At 64.2% G+C, this 15,638-nt stretch carries 12 protein-coding genes; 2 read left to right on the top strand and 10 right to left on the bottom strand.

The annotated features are described in order from the left end of the window. Window positions 1-13: 13 nt before the first annotated feature. From IQ35_RS17140 to groES, 3 genes are all read right to left on the bottom strand, one after another. Window positions 14-1,954 carry a putative bifunctional diguanylate cyclase/phosphodiesterase gene (locus tag IQ35_RS17140; RefSeq protein ID WP_145075258.1) on the bottom strand — a complete coding sequence of 647 codons (1,941 nt, stop codon included), beginning with the start codon at window positions 1,952-1,954 and terminating at the stop codon, window positions 14-16. A gap of 255 nt (window positions 1,955-2,209) precedes the next feature. Beyond that, complete coding sequence (groL, locus tag IQ35_RS17135) at window positions 2,210-3,853, bottom strand: chaperonin GroEL (protein ID WP_021243754.1); 1,644 nt, start codon at window positions 3,851-3,853, stop codon at window positions 2,210-2,212. Between the two features lie 53 nt (window positions 3,854-3,906). Further along, window positions 3,907-4,194, bottom strand: coding sequence for a co-chaperone GroES (gene groES / locus IQ35_RS17130; protein ID WP_021243753.1), 288 nt, complete (start codon window positions 4,192-4,194; stop codon window positions 3,907-3,909). Between the two features lie 364 nt (window positions 4,195-4,558). Here groES and IQ35_RS17125 point away from each other — a divergent pair, with 364 nt between their 5' ends. Further along, window positions 4,559-4,993, top strand: coding sequence for a universal stress protein (locus IQ35_RS17125; protein WP_021243752.1), 435 nt, complete (start codon window positions 4,559-4,561; stop codon window positions 4,991-4,993). Window positions 4,994-5,078: 85 nt separating this feature from the next. Further along, window positions 5,079-5,951, top strand: coding sequence for a glutathione-dependent disulfide-bond oxidoreductase (gene yghU / locus IQ35_RS17120; protein WP_021243751.1), 873 nt, complete (start codon window positions 5,079-5,081; stop codon window positions 5,949-5,951). 28 nt (window positions 5,952-5,979) lie between these two features. Here yghU and ligA read toward each other — a convergent pair whose 3' ends face one another. The 7 genes from ligA to truB form a co-directional block, all read right to left on the bottom strand. Beyond that, entirely contained in the window at window positions 5,980-8,121 is a 2,142-nt protein-coding gene (gene ligA / locus IQ35_RS17115; protein ID WP_145075255.1) for an NAD-dependent DNA ligase LigA, read from the bottom strand. Between the two features lie 43 nt (window positions 8,122-8,164). Continuing rightward, the gene (recN, locus tag IQ35_RS17110; protein WP_145075252.1) at window positions 8,165-9,826 is read right to left on the bottom strand and encodes a DNA repair protein RecN; all 1,662 of its coding nucleotides are present in this window, start codon (window positions 9,824-9,826) and stop codon (window positions 8,165-8,167) included. A 44-nt stretch (window positions 9,827-9,870) separates the two neighbouring features. Further along, window positions 9,871-10,644, bottom strand: coding sequence for an outer membrane protein assembly factor BamD (locus IQ35_RS17105; protein WP_031290593.1), 774 nt, complete (start codon window positions 10,642-10,644; stop codon window positions 9,871-9,873). A gap of 48 nt (window positions 10,645-10,692) precedes the next feature. Beyond that, the gene (locus IQ35_RS17100; protein ID WP_145075249.1) at window positions 10,693-11,721 is read right to left on the bottom strand and encodes a sensor histidine kinase; all 1,029 of its coding nucleotides are present in this window, start codon (window positions 11,719-11,721) and stop codon (window positions 10,693-10,695) included. A gap of 201 nt (window positions 11,722-11,922) precedes the next feature. Next, the gene (gene pnp, locus IQ35_RS17095; protein ID WP_145075246.1) at window positions 11,923-14,229 is read right to left on the bottom strand and encodes a polyribonucleotide nucleotidyltransferase; all 2,307 of its coding nucleotides are present in this window, start codon (window positions 14,227-14,229) and stop codon (window positions 11,923-11,925) included. A 175-nt stretch (window positions 14,230-14,404) separates the two neighbouring features. Then, on the bottom strand, window positions 14,405-14,674 hold the full coding sequence (rpsO, locus tag IQ35_RS17090) for a 30S ribosomal protein S15 (RefSeq protein WP_021243745.1): 270 nt from the start codon (window positions 14,672-14,674) through the stop codon (window positions 14,405-14,407). A 17-nt stretch (window positions 14,675-14,691) separates the two neighbouring features. Beyond that, on the bottom strand, window positions 14,692-15,636 hold the full coding sequence (gene truB / locus IQ35_RS17085; RefSeq protein WP_145075282.1) for a tRNA pseudouridine(55) synthase TruB: 945 nt from the start codon (window positions 15,634-15,636) through the stop codon (window positions 14,692-14,694). Window positions 15,637-15,638: the final 2 nt, after the last annotated feature.

The raw sequence follows: 15,638 nt of genomic DNA, 5'->3' as shown, positions 1-15,638 counted from the left end.
AATCGCCGCCTTATCAGCCCAGGCGGCGACGCGAATGGTTGAGAGGCGGCGGCTCCTGGATCGGGGCCAACGCGCCATGGGCGATCAGGGCGGTGACGACATCGCACGGCACCGGCCTGCTGAACAGATAGCCCTGGACGTTGGTGAAGCCGGCGTCACGGGCATGTTCAAGCTGGTCCACGGTTTCTATGCCTTCGGCCACCGTATCCATCGCCAGATCGCGGGCCAGGGCGCCGATGGCCCTGACGATGGCGCGATCCTCCGCGTTGGCGCTCACGCCCGCCATGAAGCTCTGGTCCACCTTCAGCGTGTCGAAACGGTAGGAGCGCAGATAGGAAAGGGAGGAATAACCCGTCCCGAAATCATCGAGCGCCAGCCGTAAACCGATGCGCTGCAATTCCAGCAGAATCGCATTGGCCTGACCGCTATCGTCCAGAAAGATGGATTCCGTCACCTCCAGTTCCAGCCGGCGCGCGGGCAATCCCGATTCCAGCAAGGCGGCGATGACGCTTCCCGGCAGTTCGGCGGATTTGAGCGATGCGGGCGATATGTTCACCGCCACCCGCGCGTCGCTGGGCCAGGATGCGGCGGCCAGACAGGCGTTGCGCAACACCCAGGACGTGATTTCCTCGATCATTCCCATGCCCTCGGCAATCGGAATGAACTCCGATGGCGGTATCATGCCCAGGATGGGATGCTCCCAGCGCAGCAGCGCCTCGCAGGCGTCGATGTGCATCCTTTCCAGATCGACGATGGGCTGGAACACCAGCCGCAGTTCCTGCCCCTCGATGGCGCGGCGCAGCCCCGTTTCGATCTCGTGAATGCGATTGAAGCGTTCCTTGAACAGCCAGCTGAAACTGGCCGCGCGGTTGCGCCCTTCCCGCTTGGCTTCGTAGAGGGCGATGTCCGCATGCTGCATCAGCTCGTCCATGTGACGGCCATCCTGCGGCGCCACCGCATAGCCGATCGATGCGGTCGCCTGGAGATGGTGATCGCCGATCCCGAATCCATGCGCGAGATATTCGAGGATTTCGCGGGCTATGGTTTGCGCGGTCAGCCGGTCCGTATCAGGACAGATGATGACGAATTCGTCCCCGCCGAAGCGCGCGACCCGGCCCCGGTCCTGGACGACTTCGATCAATCGTCGGGCAACGCCGCGAAGCAGCTGGTCGCCGACGATATGGCCCAGCGAGTCGTTGATTTCCTTGAACCTGTCGATATCCATCCAGAGGATCGCGACCGCGTCATGCGAACTCATGCGGTTGTCGAATATGTCCTGCAACCGCATCTGCATCGCCATGCGGTTTTCCAGACCCGTCAAACTGTCATAGCGGGCCAGGCGCTCGAATTTTTCGGCAAGGACGGATTGATCCCGCTTGCCCTTCAGCGCCTGGACAACGATGCGGTGCGTCGTGGAGCTGATCTCCGCCAGGCCCAGGACCATCATCACCATGGCGACGGCGAGCACACGATAGCCGGTTGACCCCTCCAGCCACAGGCCGGTCGCGGTCGGCAGCAGGGCAAGGCAGACCTGCCCGATGGCGATGTGGACCCGCCCGGCATTGCGGCCTGAAATGCCCCCGGCATAGCCCGCCGCCATCGACACGCTGAGCATGTGCATGACCGAATTGCTCGATGCGACAAGGGTCGCAAAGCTCATGAGTCCCAGAAGCCCGGCATAAGCCCACGCCCCCAGTTCATAAACCAGTTCCCACAGGCGCGAAGCCACCGCCGCGCCGCGCACGAACTGCCGGTGAAAGAAGATCGCCGTGATGACGCGCAGCGCCGCTACGATGCATAGCGTGATGACGACGGCGTCGGTGGTGGCATCCTGGCTGAGACCGCTGATAACGATGCCCACGGCGGCCCCGGTCACGGCGCCAATGGTCAGGGATGCGGGTGACGCATAGAGCGTTTCCACCAGGCTGCGGCGTACCTCCGCGTCCTGCGCCATGTGCCGGGCGGATCGGCTGGTCAGAAAAGTTCTTATAGCGCGCAAATCGGCGGGTCTCCGGTTCCCCGTCCGCACAATGGGGCCGTTGGTTTATTTTTTGGTTAACCTCGCGAAAATAGCATGTCCCGGAACTGGCGCGCCGCCACAGGAAAAAGGCCGGCGGATTGCTCCACCGGCCTCTTGTCGCTTGAACGCGGCCTTCCGACTGCCACGATCGGACCGGGGGCGGATATATATCCGCCCCCGGCGATCGCTTTAGAAGTCCATGCCGCCCATGCCGCCCATGCCGCCGGGCATGGCGGGCATCGCGGACTTGTCGTCCGGCAGTTCGGCGATGGTCGCTTCCGTGGTGATGAGCAGACCGGCGACCGAAGCAGCGTCCTGCAACGCGGCGCGAACGACCTTGGTCGGGTCGATGACGCCGGCGGCGACCAGATTCTCATAGGTGTCGGTCGCGGCGTTGAAGCCCTTCGTCTCGTCATTTTCGCGCAGCAGGTTGCCGGCGACGACGGCGCCGTCGACGCCCGCATTCTGGGCGATCTGGCGCAGCGGCGCTTCGATGGCCTTGCGGATGATGTCGATACCGCGGGTCTGGTCGTCATTGGCGCCCTTGAGGCCGCTCAGGGCCTTGGTCGCGTAGAGAAGCGCCGTGCCGCCACCGGGGACGATGCCTTCTTCAACGGCCGCGCGGGTCGCGTGCAGCGCGTCGTCGACGCGGTCCTTGCGCTCCTTGACCTCGACTTCCGATGCGCCGCCGACCTTGATGACGGCCACGCCGCCAGCCAGCTTGGCGAGACGCTCCTGCAGCTTTTCGCGGTCGTAGTCGGACGTGGTCGTCTCGATCTGAGCGCGGATCTGCTCGGTGCGGCCCTTGATCGCTTCGGCATCACCGGCGCCATCGACGATGGTGGTGTTGTCCTTGTCGATCGTGACGCGCTTGGCGGTGCCGAGCATGCCCAGGGTGACGTTTTCGAGCTTGATGCCGAGGTCTTCGGAAACAACTTCGCCCTTGGTCAGGACGGCGATGTCTTCCAGCATGGCCTTGCGGCGGTCGCCGAAGCCCGGAGCCTTGACCGCAGCGACCTTCAGGCCGCCGCGCAGCTTGTTGACGACCAGGGTCGCCAGCGCTTCGCCTTCAATGTCTTCCGCGATGATGAGCAGCGGACGGCCCGACTGCACGACCGCTTCGAGGATCGGCAGGATCGACTGAAGGTTCGACAGCTTCTTCTCGTGGATCAGGATGTAGGGGTCAGCGAGTTCGACCTGCATCTTTTCCGGGTTGGTGACGAAGTAGGGCGACAGGTAGCCGCGATCGAACTGCATGCCTTCCACGACGTCCAGCTCGAATTCGAGACCCTTGGCTTCCTCGACGGTGATCACGCCTTCCTTGCCGACGCGCTCCATCGCTTCGCCGATCTTCTCGCCGACGACCGTGTCGCCATTGGCCGAGATGATGCCGACCTGCTGGATTTCCTTGGTGCCGGAAACCGGCTTGGAACGGGCCTTGAGGTCTTCGACGACCTTCGTGACGGCGAGGTCGATGCCGCGCTTCAGGTCCATCGGGTTCATGCCGGCGGCAACCGACTTCATGCCTTCGCGCACGATCGCCTGGGCCAGGACGGTCGCGGTGGTGGTGCCGTCACCGGCGACGTCATTGGTCTTCGAAGCGACTTCGCGGACCATCTGGGCGCCCATATTCTCGAACTTGTCCTTCAGTTCGATTTCCTTGGCGACCGAAACACCGTCCTTGGTGATGCGGGGCGCGCCGAAGCTCTTGTCGATGACGACGTTGCGGCCCTTGGGACCGAGCGTCACCTTGACCGCGTCGGCCAGGATGTCGACGCCGCGCAGGATGCGCTCACGGGCGTCGCGGGAGAATTTTACTTCTTTTGCAGCCATGGGTAAAAACCTCTGCTTTCTTGCAAATTAGAGTGCGGGGGAAATCAGCGATTTCAGGCGACGACGCCCAGAATGTCCGATTCCTTCATGATGAGCAGGTCTTCACCGTCGACCTTGACTTCGGTGCCCGACCATTTGCCGAACAGGATGCGGTCGCCGGCCTTGACGTCCAGCGGCGTCACCTTGCCGTCTTCCGCCTTGGAGCCGGTGCCCACAGCGACGATCTCACCTTCCTGCGGCTTTTCCTTGGCGGAATCGGGGATGATGATGCCGCCGGCTGTCTTCTCTTCCGCCTCTACGCGGCGGACGAGAACGCGGTCATGCAACGGACGAAATGCCATGTTGTGTGCCTTTCCCTCTACGGACGTTGACGGGATCCGGAAAGACGCACGGGGAGGATATCCCCGGAACGATGCGTCTTGACCCTTCTCCCAATGAACCTTCACTTGTTAGCACTCTTCTTTTGGGAGTGCTAGCAGGCGTGAATATGGAAGGAGGATTTTTCCGGTCAAGAGGCGGGCGTCATTTTTTCTCCGCAGGGCAGTCAGGTCTCTCTCCAAGCCCCTCCTGCCACCATCGCGTTGCGGGATTGTTGCGGCCGTCGCCACGCCGTTGCCCGCCGGCATTATTTCATGTCGCGCCCGTTCCCTGCTTTCATCTCCTCACGGGACGCGAACAATAGCGGGAAGGCAAAGGAGAAGAAGAATGCGCTTTTCGAACATCATCGTCGCGGTGGACGTCAATGATCCGGACAATGGCCGCGCGGCTCTTGCGCGCGCCGCCGCCATCGCCGGGAATGAGGGGCGGCTCCATCTTCTCTATGTCCGCTACCATTTGCCGTCCCGCTACGCCGAACTGCTCGCAGAGGATTTCGACCTGCACGAACAGCGGGATGCCATGGCCGCCATGCGCCAATGGTGCGCGGACCTGAACATCGACGAAAGCCGCGTCGATTTCATCACCAAACGCGGCCCGGTGCGCGATGAGACGGTTTCCTATGCACAAGCGCAGTCGGCCGACCTCATCGTCCTCGGCTCGCATCAGCCGTCCCTCTCCTCAAAGCTGCTCGGGTCGAACGCGTCGGCCATTGTGCATCATTCCCCGGTGAGCGTTCTTATCGCGCGGACAGACAAGAAATAAGTCCGCCATTGCGGCAGGAGCGGTTGCCGGGTCGGGGGCCGCTTCCTACCTGCGGGGGTAACTGCCATCCAAGGGAGCACCCCACATGACCGAAAGCTATACCCCGCCCCGCGTCTGGACCTGGGACAAGGCGAATGGCGGCGCCTTCGCCACTATCAACCGGCCCATCGCAGGCCCCACGCACGACAGGGATCTGCCGGTCGGCAAGCACCCGCTTCAGCTTTACTCGCTCGCGACGCCCAATGGGCAGAAGGTGACGATCATGCTGGAGGAACTGCTGGCCGCGGGACATAGCGGCGCGGAATATGACGCCTGGCTGATCCGCATTGGGGATGGCGATCAGTTTTCGAGCGGCTTCGTCTCGGTCAATCCCAACAGCAAGATTCCCGCGCTGATGGACCGCAGCGTCTCGCCGCCACAGCGCGTGTTCGAATCGGGCGCGATCCTGCTCTATCTGGCGGAGAAGTTCGGCGCTTTCCTGCCCACCGACCCCGCCGGACGCGCGGCGGCGCTGTCCTGGCTGTTCTGGCAGATGGGCAGCGCGCCCCTGCTGGGCGGCGGCTTTGGCCATTTCTTCGCCTATGCGCCGGAAAAATATGAATATCCGATCAATCGCTTCACCATGGAGGTGAAGCGGCAGTTCGATGTGCTCGACCGCCATCTGGCCGACAACGAGTATATGGCGGGCGACGAATATACGATCGCGGACATGGCGATCTGGCCCTGGTATGGCGGCGTCGTCCTCGATCGCACCTATGAAGGGGCGGCGGAGTTCCTGGATGGGGCGAGCTACAAGCATGTCAACCGCTGGGCGAGGCAGATCGACTCGCGCCCGGCGGTGAAGCGCGGCCGCATCGTCAACAAGACCTCCGGCCCGCTGGAGGAGCAGCTTCACGAACGCCACGACGCCGGTGACTTCGACACGAAGACGCAGGACAAGCTGGAACAGACGGCCTGAGAGGCACGGCGGGGTTTCAGGAAACGCTCTACCCCTGCCCCGCCGCCTTCACGATCTCCGCCCATGCGGCCTCGTCGATCACTTCGATGCCGAGCGCGGCGGCCTGCTTGAGCTTCGACCCCGCACCGGGACCGGCGACGACAAGGTCGGTCCTGGCGCTTACCGACCCCGCCGCTTTCGCGCCCAGTCTTTCGGCCTGCGCCTTGGCCTCGTCGCGGCTCATCGTTTCCAGCTTGCCGGTGAAAACGACCGTCTTGCCCGTCACCACGCTCGCGGTCGTTTCCACTACATAGTCGGGCGGCGACACTTCACGGAGCAGGTCATTCCAGACCTCCACATTATGCGGTTCGTGGAAGAAGTCCGCGAGCGCATGGCCGACCGCCGCGCCGACATTCTCCACCCCGATCAGTTCGGCGATGGCCTTGTCCCGCCGGTTGAGGAAACGGCTCTCCTCCTCGCCCTCAACAGGCGCCATGCTCTCGCGCAACGCAATGATCTCCTGCGCCAGCGTCCGGATCGCGGGAAGGCGCGTATAGCGCTTGAGCAGATCGCGCGCCGTCACCGCGCCGACATGGCGGATGCCCAGCCCGAAGAGCAGCCGCCCCGCATCCGGCTCCCGCTTCGCCTTGATCGCGGCGAACAGGTTGTCGACGGACTTCTCCTTCCACCCTTCCCGTCCCAGCAGGTCCGCGCGATGGGCCGGCAGGCGGAAGATATCCGCAGGCTCCGATATCCAGCCAAGGTCGAGGAATTCCTGAATCGTCTTCTCGCCCAGTCCTTCGATATCGAGCGCCCCGCGGCTGACGAAATGGCGAAGGCGCTCGAAACGCTGCGCCGCGCAGACCAGCCCGCCGGTGCAGCGTATGTCCACCTCTCCCTCCTCCCGCACGGCTTCCGAGCCGCAGACGGGGCAATGATCGGGAAAGAGGAAGGGCGGGCGCGCATCCTCGCGGGTCAGATTGTCCACCACCTGCGGGATCACGTCGCCCGCGCGCTGGACGATGACCCGGTCGCCCGGACGAACGCCCAGCCGCGCGATCTCATCGGCATTGTGGAGCGTGACATTGGACACCACGACCCCGCCGACGGTCACGGGGGTCAAGCGGCCCACCGGGGTCAGCTTGCCGGTGCGGCCGACCTGGATATCGATGGCTTCCAAAGTGGTCTGCGCCCGTTCCGCCGGGAATTTATGCGCGATGGCCCAGCGCGGCGCTTTCGCGACGAAGCCCAGCCGTTGCTGCCAGTCCAGCCGGTCCACCTTGTAGACGACGCCGTCGATGTCGAAGGGCAGTTCGGCGCGCTCCGCCTCGATCCGGCGATAATGGGCCAATATGGCTTCCAGCGTGTCCACACAGGTCAGCAGATCGGAAACGGGCAGGCCCCATGCGGCGATGGCCTGCATCACCTCCCATTGCGTCGCGCCGGGCAGCGCCGAACATTCTCCCCATCCATGCGCCAGAAAGCGCAGCGGGCGGCTGGCGGTGACATGGGCGTCCTTCTGCCGCAGGGAACCGGCGGCGGCGTTGCGCGGATTGGCGAACTGCCGCGCCTTTGCCGGATCGTCCGCCTCGGCCAGAAGGCGTTCATTGAGGGCGACGAAATCCGCCTTGGCCATATAGACTTCGCCCCGGACCTCGAAAACCTCCGGGACGTCAGCCCCCGCCAGCCGCTCGGGGATATCGGCGATGGTGCGGGCATTGGCGGTCACGTCCTCGCCCGTCGTCCCGTCGCCGCGCGTAGCCGCCAGCACCAGTCCGCCCTTTTCATAGCGCAGCGAGCAGGAGAGGCCATCGATCTTCGGTTCCGCCGTCAGCGCGACCGGAGCATCCCCCGGCAGCGCCAGAAACCGCCGGACCCGCGCAAGGAACTCCGCGATGTCCTCATCCGCAAAGCCGTTGTCGAGGCTCATCATGCGGATGGCGTGCCGGACCTTTTTCAGGGCGGAAGTCGGCGCCGCCCCCACCTGCCGGTTGGGGGAATCCGAACGCACCAGTTGGGGAAATGCCGCCTCCAGCGCATTGTTCTCCCGCATCAGCGCGTCATATTGGGCATCCGTGATCTCCGGCTGATCCTGATCGTGGTAAAGCCGGTTATGCCGCGCGATTTCCTTCGCAAGGCGCATCAGGCGGTTGGCGGCTTCGGCTTCGGTCATGGCGGCGGGATCGGTCATGCGCCTTCCATAGCGTTGCGCCTCCCAGGCGGGAAGCGCCCTCTCAAACCTCCAATAGCCGTTCCGCCTGCGCGCGCGCTTCCGCCGTGATTTCCGCGCCGGACAACATGCGCGCGATCTCCTCCCGACGCTCGCCCTCGTCAAGCGCATGGACGCCGGTGCGCGTGACCGTTCCGTCGCTGGATTTGGCGATCAGCATATGCCCTGTCCCACGCGCCGCGACTTGCGGGCTGTGGGTGACGACCAGAATCTGACTGCTTTGCGCCAGCCGGGCCAAACGGTCGCCGATGGCGGAGGCCACCGCGCCTCCCACCCCCCGGTCGATCTCGTCGAAGATCAGCGTATCGGCGCCGCCGCGTTCCGCCAGCGCCACTTTGAGCGCCAGGATGAAGCGCGAGAGTTCGCCGCCCGATGCGATCTTCACCAGCGGGGCGAAGGGCGCGCCGGGATTGGTCGAGATTTCAAATTCGACCCGGTCCATGCCCTGCGCGCTCCACTGCCCCTCGTCCAGCGGCGCAACGACCGTGCGGAAACGCGCGGCATCCAGTTTGAGCGGCGCCAGTTCCGCCGCAACGGCCCCGTCGAGCCGCCGCGCCGCCGCCTGCCGCTCCGCCGAAAGCGCCTGCGCCGCCTGCCGATAGGCATCCGCCCTGACCGCCACGGCTGCTTCCAGCGCGGCGAGATGCTCCTCGCCCCCTTCGATAGCGGACAGTCTGGCGGCCATCTCCTCCCGCAAGGCGGCCAGTTCATCGGGCTGCACCTGATGCTTGCGGGCAAGGCCGCGCAGGTCGAACAATCGCGTTTCGATCGCGTCCAGCCTTGCCGGATCGAAGCTCAATGCATCGGCCGCTTCGTTCAGCCGGTCCTCCGCCTCCCCCGCTTCTATCACCGCGCGGTCGAGCGCCGCCAGCACATCGGCCAGCGGCTCATATTCCGCCGCGATCCGGTCCAGCCGCCGCGCCGCCTGCCGCAACTGCGCCAGCCCGCCGTCCGATCCCGTCAGGCATCCCGTCACGACGGCAAGATCGTCGGTCAGGCGCGCGCCCTTCTGCATCGTCGCCCGTTCCCCGGCCAAGGCGGCTTCTTCCCCCGGCTGCGGCGCGAATTGCGTCAGTTCCTCCACCGCATGGGTCAGATAGTCGCGGTCGCGGGCCGCATCCCGGACCGTTTCCCGTGCATCGCCCAGCGCATCGGCGGCCGTTCGCCACGCCGCATAGGCCGCGGCGACCTGAGCGACGTCGCAGCGCCCATAGGCATCCAGCAGCGTCCGATGCCCCCGCGGGTTCAGCAAGCCCCGGTCGTCATGCTGGCCATGGATTTCAACCAACGCCCCGCCCAGTTCCCGCAACAGCGCGGCGGAACAGGGCTGGTCATTGATAAACGCGCGACTGCCGCCATCGACCTTGAGCGTCCGCCGGATGATGAGCGGTTCGCCCGGCTCCAGGTCGATCATGTTTCCGGTGAGGAGGGTAAAGGCCCTATGGCCCGGCGCGGGCGGATCGAACGTCGCGGTCACGCTCGCCTGCGATTCGCCGTTCCGCACCAGTCCGCTGTCGGCGCGCGCGCCCAGCGCCAGCCCCAGGGAATCGAGCAGGATCGACTTGCCTGCCCCGGTCTCCCCCGTCAGCACGCCCAGCCCCGGCCCGAACTCCAGGTCCAGCGCCTCGATCAGCACGACATTGCGGATGGACAGGGCGGTCAGCATGGCGTGCTTCTACCCTTCAATGCACAAAAGGGGAACAAACGATCCTATGCCTTGGGCGCATATTCCCGGATCAGCTTGTAGGACCGGTCATACCATTTGGTGCCCGGATAATTGGCGCCCAGCACGGCGGCGGCTTTCTTCGCCTCCTCGGGAATGCCCAGGGAGAGATAGCTTTCGACCAGACGCTCCAGCGCTTCAGGCGTATGAGTCGTGGTCTGAAATTTGTCGATCACGGTGCGGAAACGCAGCGTGGCGGCCAGCCATTGCCCGCGACGCTGATAAAAACGGCCGATCTCCATTTCCTTGCCGGCCAGATGGTCGTTGACGAGGTCGATCTTCAGCCGGGCGTCGGAGGCATAGCGCGTATCGGGATAGCGGCGGATCAATTCGCCCAGCGCATCCAGCGCCTGACTGGTGATCTTCTGGTCGCGCGTCACGTCGGCGATCTGCTCATAATAGCACAGCGCGATCAGATAATAGGCGTAAGGGGCATCCTTGTTGCCCGTATGAATCGACAGGAAGCGCTGCGCCGCGCCGATCGATTCATTATAATTGCGATTCATGTAATAGCTGAAGGCCGACATGAGCTGCGCCCGGCGCGCCCAGGGCGAATAGGGATGCTGACGTTCCACTTCGTCGAACAACGCCGCCGCCAGCTTGTATTGCCCGCGATCCAGCCGGTATTTGCCTGCATTATAGAGCGTGGACACGTCGCGGGCGACATATTGGGTGTCGGCCTTGTTCTTCGATGTCGCACATCCCGCGAGCAGGACCAGAGCGGCGGCAGCGCCAAGGCGCGTCATGGTTTTCGTCAGCATGGGCCGGGTCATAGCCGAGCGAATGGCCGCCGCCAAGCGGCAGAATGGTCAGTCGGGCGTTCCGTTCGCCGACGGCGGAAGATCGAGCCGCGCCACCGCTCCGCCATTGGGGCCCGGTTCAAGCAGGAAACGTCCTCCAAGCTGGGAAGCCAGGGCCGCCGCGATACGAAGACCAAGGCTGTTCGCCGCGCCGATCTCCGTGCCTTGCGCTATACCCTTGCCGTCGTCGACGACCCGCAAGGAGAACCCTTCCTCGGAGGCATCGAGGGAAACGAGAACCGTCCCCGCGCGGTCGGGCAGGCCATGTTCGATAGCATTGCTCACGGCTTCGGCCACGATCAGCGCCAGCGGAACGCTGACATGCGACGCCAGCAGCAATTGTCCGGGGGCCGAAACCCTGACGACGACATCCTGCCGCCCGCTGGCTTCCACGATGTCGCGGCACAATGCCGTGAGGAACGTGCCGACATCCTGCCCCTCTCCGGATGGATGATACATGGCGCGGCTGATCTTGCCGATCAGCGCCAGCCGGGCCGATGCGTCATCCAGCGCCCGGCGCGCGGCGTCATGATCGATATGACGGCGCTGCAGGGACAGCATGGCCGCGACCACCTGAAGGTTGTTCGACACGCGATGCTGCAATTCGCGAAACAGAAGATCCTTGGTCGCGGCCAGTTCCCTGCTGCGTTCGCGCTCCACCGCCAGCCGGAAATTCACCCGCTGCATGAAGTGGATGAGGGCGATGGTCACCCCCATGACCACTATGTAAAGGCATATGATCACTGCGACGCGGGGCGTGACCTCAAATCCCGATGGCCCAAGCAGGAAAAAATAGCCGCCCAGGGCAAGCCCCAGCATCGCCGCCCATATGCCCGACCGCGCGCCGAACAGGAAAGCGGACAGGATCACCGTCGGGAAAAAGGTGATGAAAGGCGCACTATTGATCAGCAGGGGAGACATGGCGCGGCGCAGGCCGAACGCCGCAAGGCAAAATAAAGTCGCCCAGAAATAGCCCTGCCACCGCTGCTCAAGCACAAGCGGCAGTCGTTCCACGAATCGCTCGTTCCTGCGCTGCATGAAAATCCTCGGCTAGCCCTTTGTTACACTAACATAACTTTTCGAGGATTCATTGATCGAGATCAGTTCCGTCTCATTTCGGTGAAGGGAGGCATATGACGCCTGCAAGCCATCGTCGCGCGAGGATTGATTGCGACAAAAAAGGCGCCCGGAAAATCCGGACGCCTTTCTTTTGCCGTTGCGGCGGGTTCGATGCGCCGATCAGTCCTGCGTCAGGAAGTCGGGCAGGCCTGCGCTGGAGCCGTCATCGTCGCCGCCCTTGTCGTCACGGGGACCACGGTCACGGCGCGGCCCGCGATCGCCGCCACGTCCACCGCCATCACGACGCGGGCCGCGGCCCCTGTCGCCGCGATCACCGCGTTCACCACGAGGTTCGCGGGGTTCGCGCGCAGGACGCGTGTCCTCCAGTTCCTCGCCAGTTTCCTGGTCGACGACGCGCATCGACAGGCGAACCTTGCCGCGCGGGTCGATCTCCAGGACCTTGACCTTCACTTCCTGGCCTTCCGACACGACGTCGGTGGGCTTTTCCACGCGCTCATTCTTCATTTCGGAGACGTGGACGAGCCCGTCCTTGCCGCCCATGAAGTTCACGAACGCACCGAAGTCGACGATGTTGACGACCTTGCCGTTGTAGATCTTGCCGACTTCCGCTTCCTCGACGATGCCGAGAATCCACTTCTTGGCGGCTTCGATCTGATCGATGTCGGACGAGCTGATCTTGATGATGCCTTCGTCGTCGATATCGACCTTCGCACCGGTTTCCGCGACGATCTCGCGGATGACCTTGCCGCCGGTGCCGATGACGTCGCGGATCTTCGACTTGTCGATCTGGATCGTCTCGATGCGCGGAGCGTGCGCCGACAGCTCGGTGCGGGTCGAGGACAGCGCCTTGTTCATCTCACCCAATATGTGGGCGCGGCCTTCCTTGGCCTGATGCAGCGCGGTTTCGAAGATCTCCTTCGTGATGCCGGCGATCTTGATGTCCATCTGCATCGTGGTGATGCCTGCTTCCGTGCCGGCCACCTTGAAGTCCATGTCGCCCAGATGATCCTCGTCGCCCAGGATATCGCTGATGACCGCGAAGTCCTTGCCCTCCAGGATCAGACCCATGGCGATGCCCGACACCGGACGCTTGAGCGGAACACCCGCGTCCATCATCGAGAGCGAACCGCCGCAGACCGTCGCCATCGACGACGAGCCGTTGGACTCGGTGATGTCCGACAGGACGCGGATGGTATAGGGGAACTCTTCCTTGCTCGGCAGCACGGGATGCAGGGCGCGCCATGCCAGCTTGCCATGGCCGACTTCGCGGCGGCCCGGCGCGCCGAAGCGGCCCACTTCGCCGACCGAATAGGGCGGGAAGTTATAGTGCAGCATGAAGCTTTCATAATGAACGCCGACAAGGCCGTCGATCATCTGCTCGGCGTCCTTGGTGCCCAGCGTAGTGGTGCAGATCGCCTGCGTTTCACCGCGCGTGAACAGCGCCGAACCATGGGTGCGCGGCAGGAAGCCCACCATCGCCTCGATCGGGCGGATCTGCGTGGTGGTGCGGCCGTCGATGCGCTGGCCGTCCTTGAGAATGGCGGTGCGAACGATTTCGGCTTCCAGCTTCTTGGTCAGCTTGATGCCGGCCATCACCATCTGCGGCGCAAGACCGTCGGCCTCGAACATCGCCTTCGCCTTGGCGCGCGCTTCGTTCAGGGCGCTGGAGCGGGCCGACTTGTCGGTCAGCTTGTAGGCGGCGGCGATATCCTTGCCGATCAGCTTCTTGAGCTTCGCCTTGAGGTCGCCCAGATCGTCCTGCGCGGCCATTTCCCACGGGTCCTTGGCAGCCTTCTCGGCCAGCTCGATGATCGCGCCGACAACCTTCTTGCTCGCTTCATGGGCGAACAGGACGGCGCCGAGCATGACCTCTTCCGAAAGCTCCTTGGCTTCGGATTCGACCATCATCACGGCATCCTGCGTGGCGGCGACGACCAGATCGAGATCGCCGGACTTCACTTCGTCCAGCGACGGGTTGAGCTGATATTCGCCATCCTTGTAACCGACGCGCGCCGCGCCGATCGGACCCATGAAGGGCACGCCCGACAGGGTCAGCGCAGCCGAAGCGGCGATCATCGCCACGATGTCCGGCTCGCTATCGCCATCGAATGACAGCACCTGGGCGATGACGTTGATCTCGTTGTAGAAGCCTTCGGGGAAGAGCGGGCGGATCGGACGGTCGATCAGGCGGGAAACCAGCGTTTCCTTTTCCGTCGCGCCGCGCTCACGCTTGAAGAAGCCGCCCGGTATGCGACCGGCGGCCGAATATTTTTCCTGATAATGGACGGTGAGCGGGAAGAAGTCCTGCCCGTCCTTCACCGACTTGGCGGCGGTCACGGCGCACAGCACCACGGTCTCGCCATAGGTCGCCAGCACGGCGGCGTCGGCCTGACGCGCAATGCGGCCGGTTTCGAGAGTCAGGGTCTTGCCCGCCAGCTCGATGGATACTTTCTTTACGTCGAACATGTGATTTCCTTCGCCCGCCTGGCCCTATTGCCCGGCGGGGCCTCATATGCGGACAAAGCCGGCCCGCGGCGGTTTCGGAGCATCGTCTGGCCCCTTGATCGGCACCATTGCCGGATTGCAATGGCCCCGGAATCGGAAACGGCCCCGCTGGGGGGCCGTCCCTTCTATAGCAGGCTTACTTGCGCAGGCCCAGCTTGGAGATGAGGTCGGTATAGCGGCCCTCATCCTTCTTCTTGAGGTAATCCAGCAGCGAACGGCGCTTGTTGACCAGCATCAGCAGGCCGCGACGGCTGTGGTTATCCTTGTGATGACCCTTGAAGTGCTCGGTCAGGTTGGCGATACGCTCGGAGAGGATCGCGACCTGGACTTCGGGCGAACCCGTATCGCCTTCGGCGCGGGCATGTTCCTTGATGAGCGCTTCCTTGCGCTCCGCAGTGATCGACATCGGCTTCCTTTCTTCAACTAGAGATTAAAGCCGCGCACCACCCGGATCTCCGGGCCACTGGCCTCCACCAGCGCGACGGGCGTGCCGCCCTCCATCGCCAGTAACAAGCCGGTATGCGGTTTCCCGATCAGCACCCGCCCCTGCCGGAGCATCAGCGCTTCATCGGGAGAGACGGGGAGAGCCGGGATGTCGTCCAGCCCCGCCGTCAACGGCAGCATAAGCCCGCCGATGCCGCCGCCCCTAGCAGCTTCGTCCAACTTGTCCAGCGAAATCGCGGTTGCGAGGGTGAACGGCCCCGCCTTGACCCGGCGCAGCATCGTGACATGCCCCACCGTGCCCAGCGCCAGCGCAATGTCCCGCGCGAGGCTGCGGATATAGGTGCCCTTGGAGACATGGGCGGTGAGAGTGATCGCCTCAATCGGATCGTCACCCTGACCCTGGTTCAGGGTCCATTCCTCCTCGCGCAATTCCGCTCCTGAAGGCGCGATGGATGCTGAAACAAGCAGGGAATGGATCGTCACCGCCCGCGTCTTCATCTCCACATCCCGTCCCGCGCGGGCGAGGTCATAGGCGCGCCGGCCGTCGATCAGGATCGCGGAGTAAGCGGGCGGGGCCTGTTCGATGGGACCGGTGAAGCGGGGAAGGATCGCCTCCACCTGCGCCAGCGTCGGGCGAATGGCGCTGGTCGCGATCGCCTGCCCTTCCAGATCGAGCGTGTCGGTCTGCGCGCCGAACGCCACCGTGAAATCGTAGATCTTGTCGCTGTCGAGCATCCGCCCGGCGAGCTTGGTCGCTTCCCCGATGGCGACCGGCAGCACGCCCGTCGCCAGCGGATCGAGCGTGCCGCCATGGCCGACCTTCATCTTGCCCGAGCCGCTTTGGCGCAAGGCGCGCTTGACAGCGCTCACCGCCTGCGTCGAACCGAGACCATGGGGTTTGTCGAGGATGATCCAGCCGTGCATCC

Source organism: Sphingobium wenxiniae (assembly GCF_007830065.1).
GTDB lineage: Bacteria > Pseudomonadota > Alphaproteobacteria > Sphingomonadales > Sphingomonadaceae > Sphingobium > Sphingobium wenxiniae.
The sequence above is the reverse complement of the archived record's forward strand: the minus strand, read 5'-3'. Positions and strand labels throughout refer to the sequence as shown.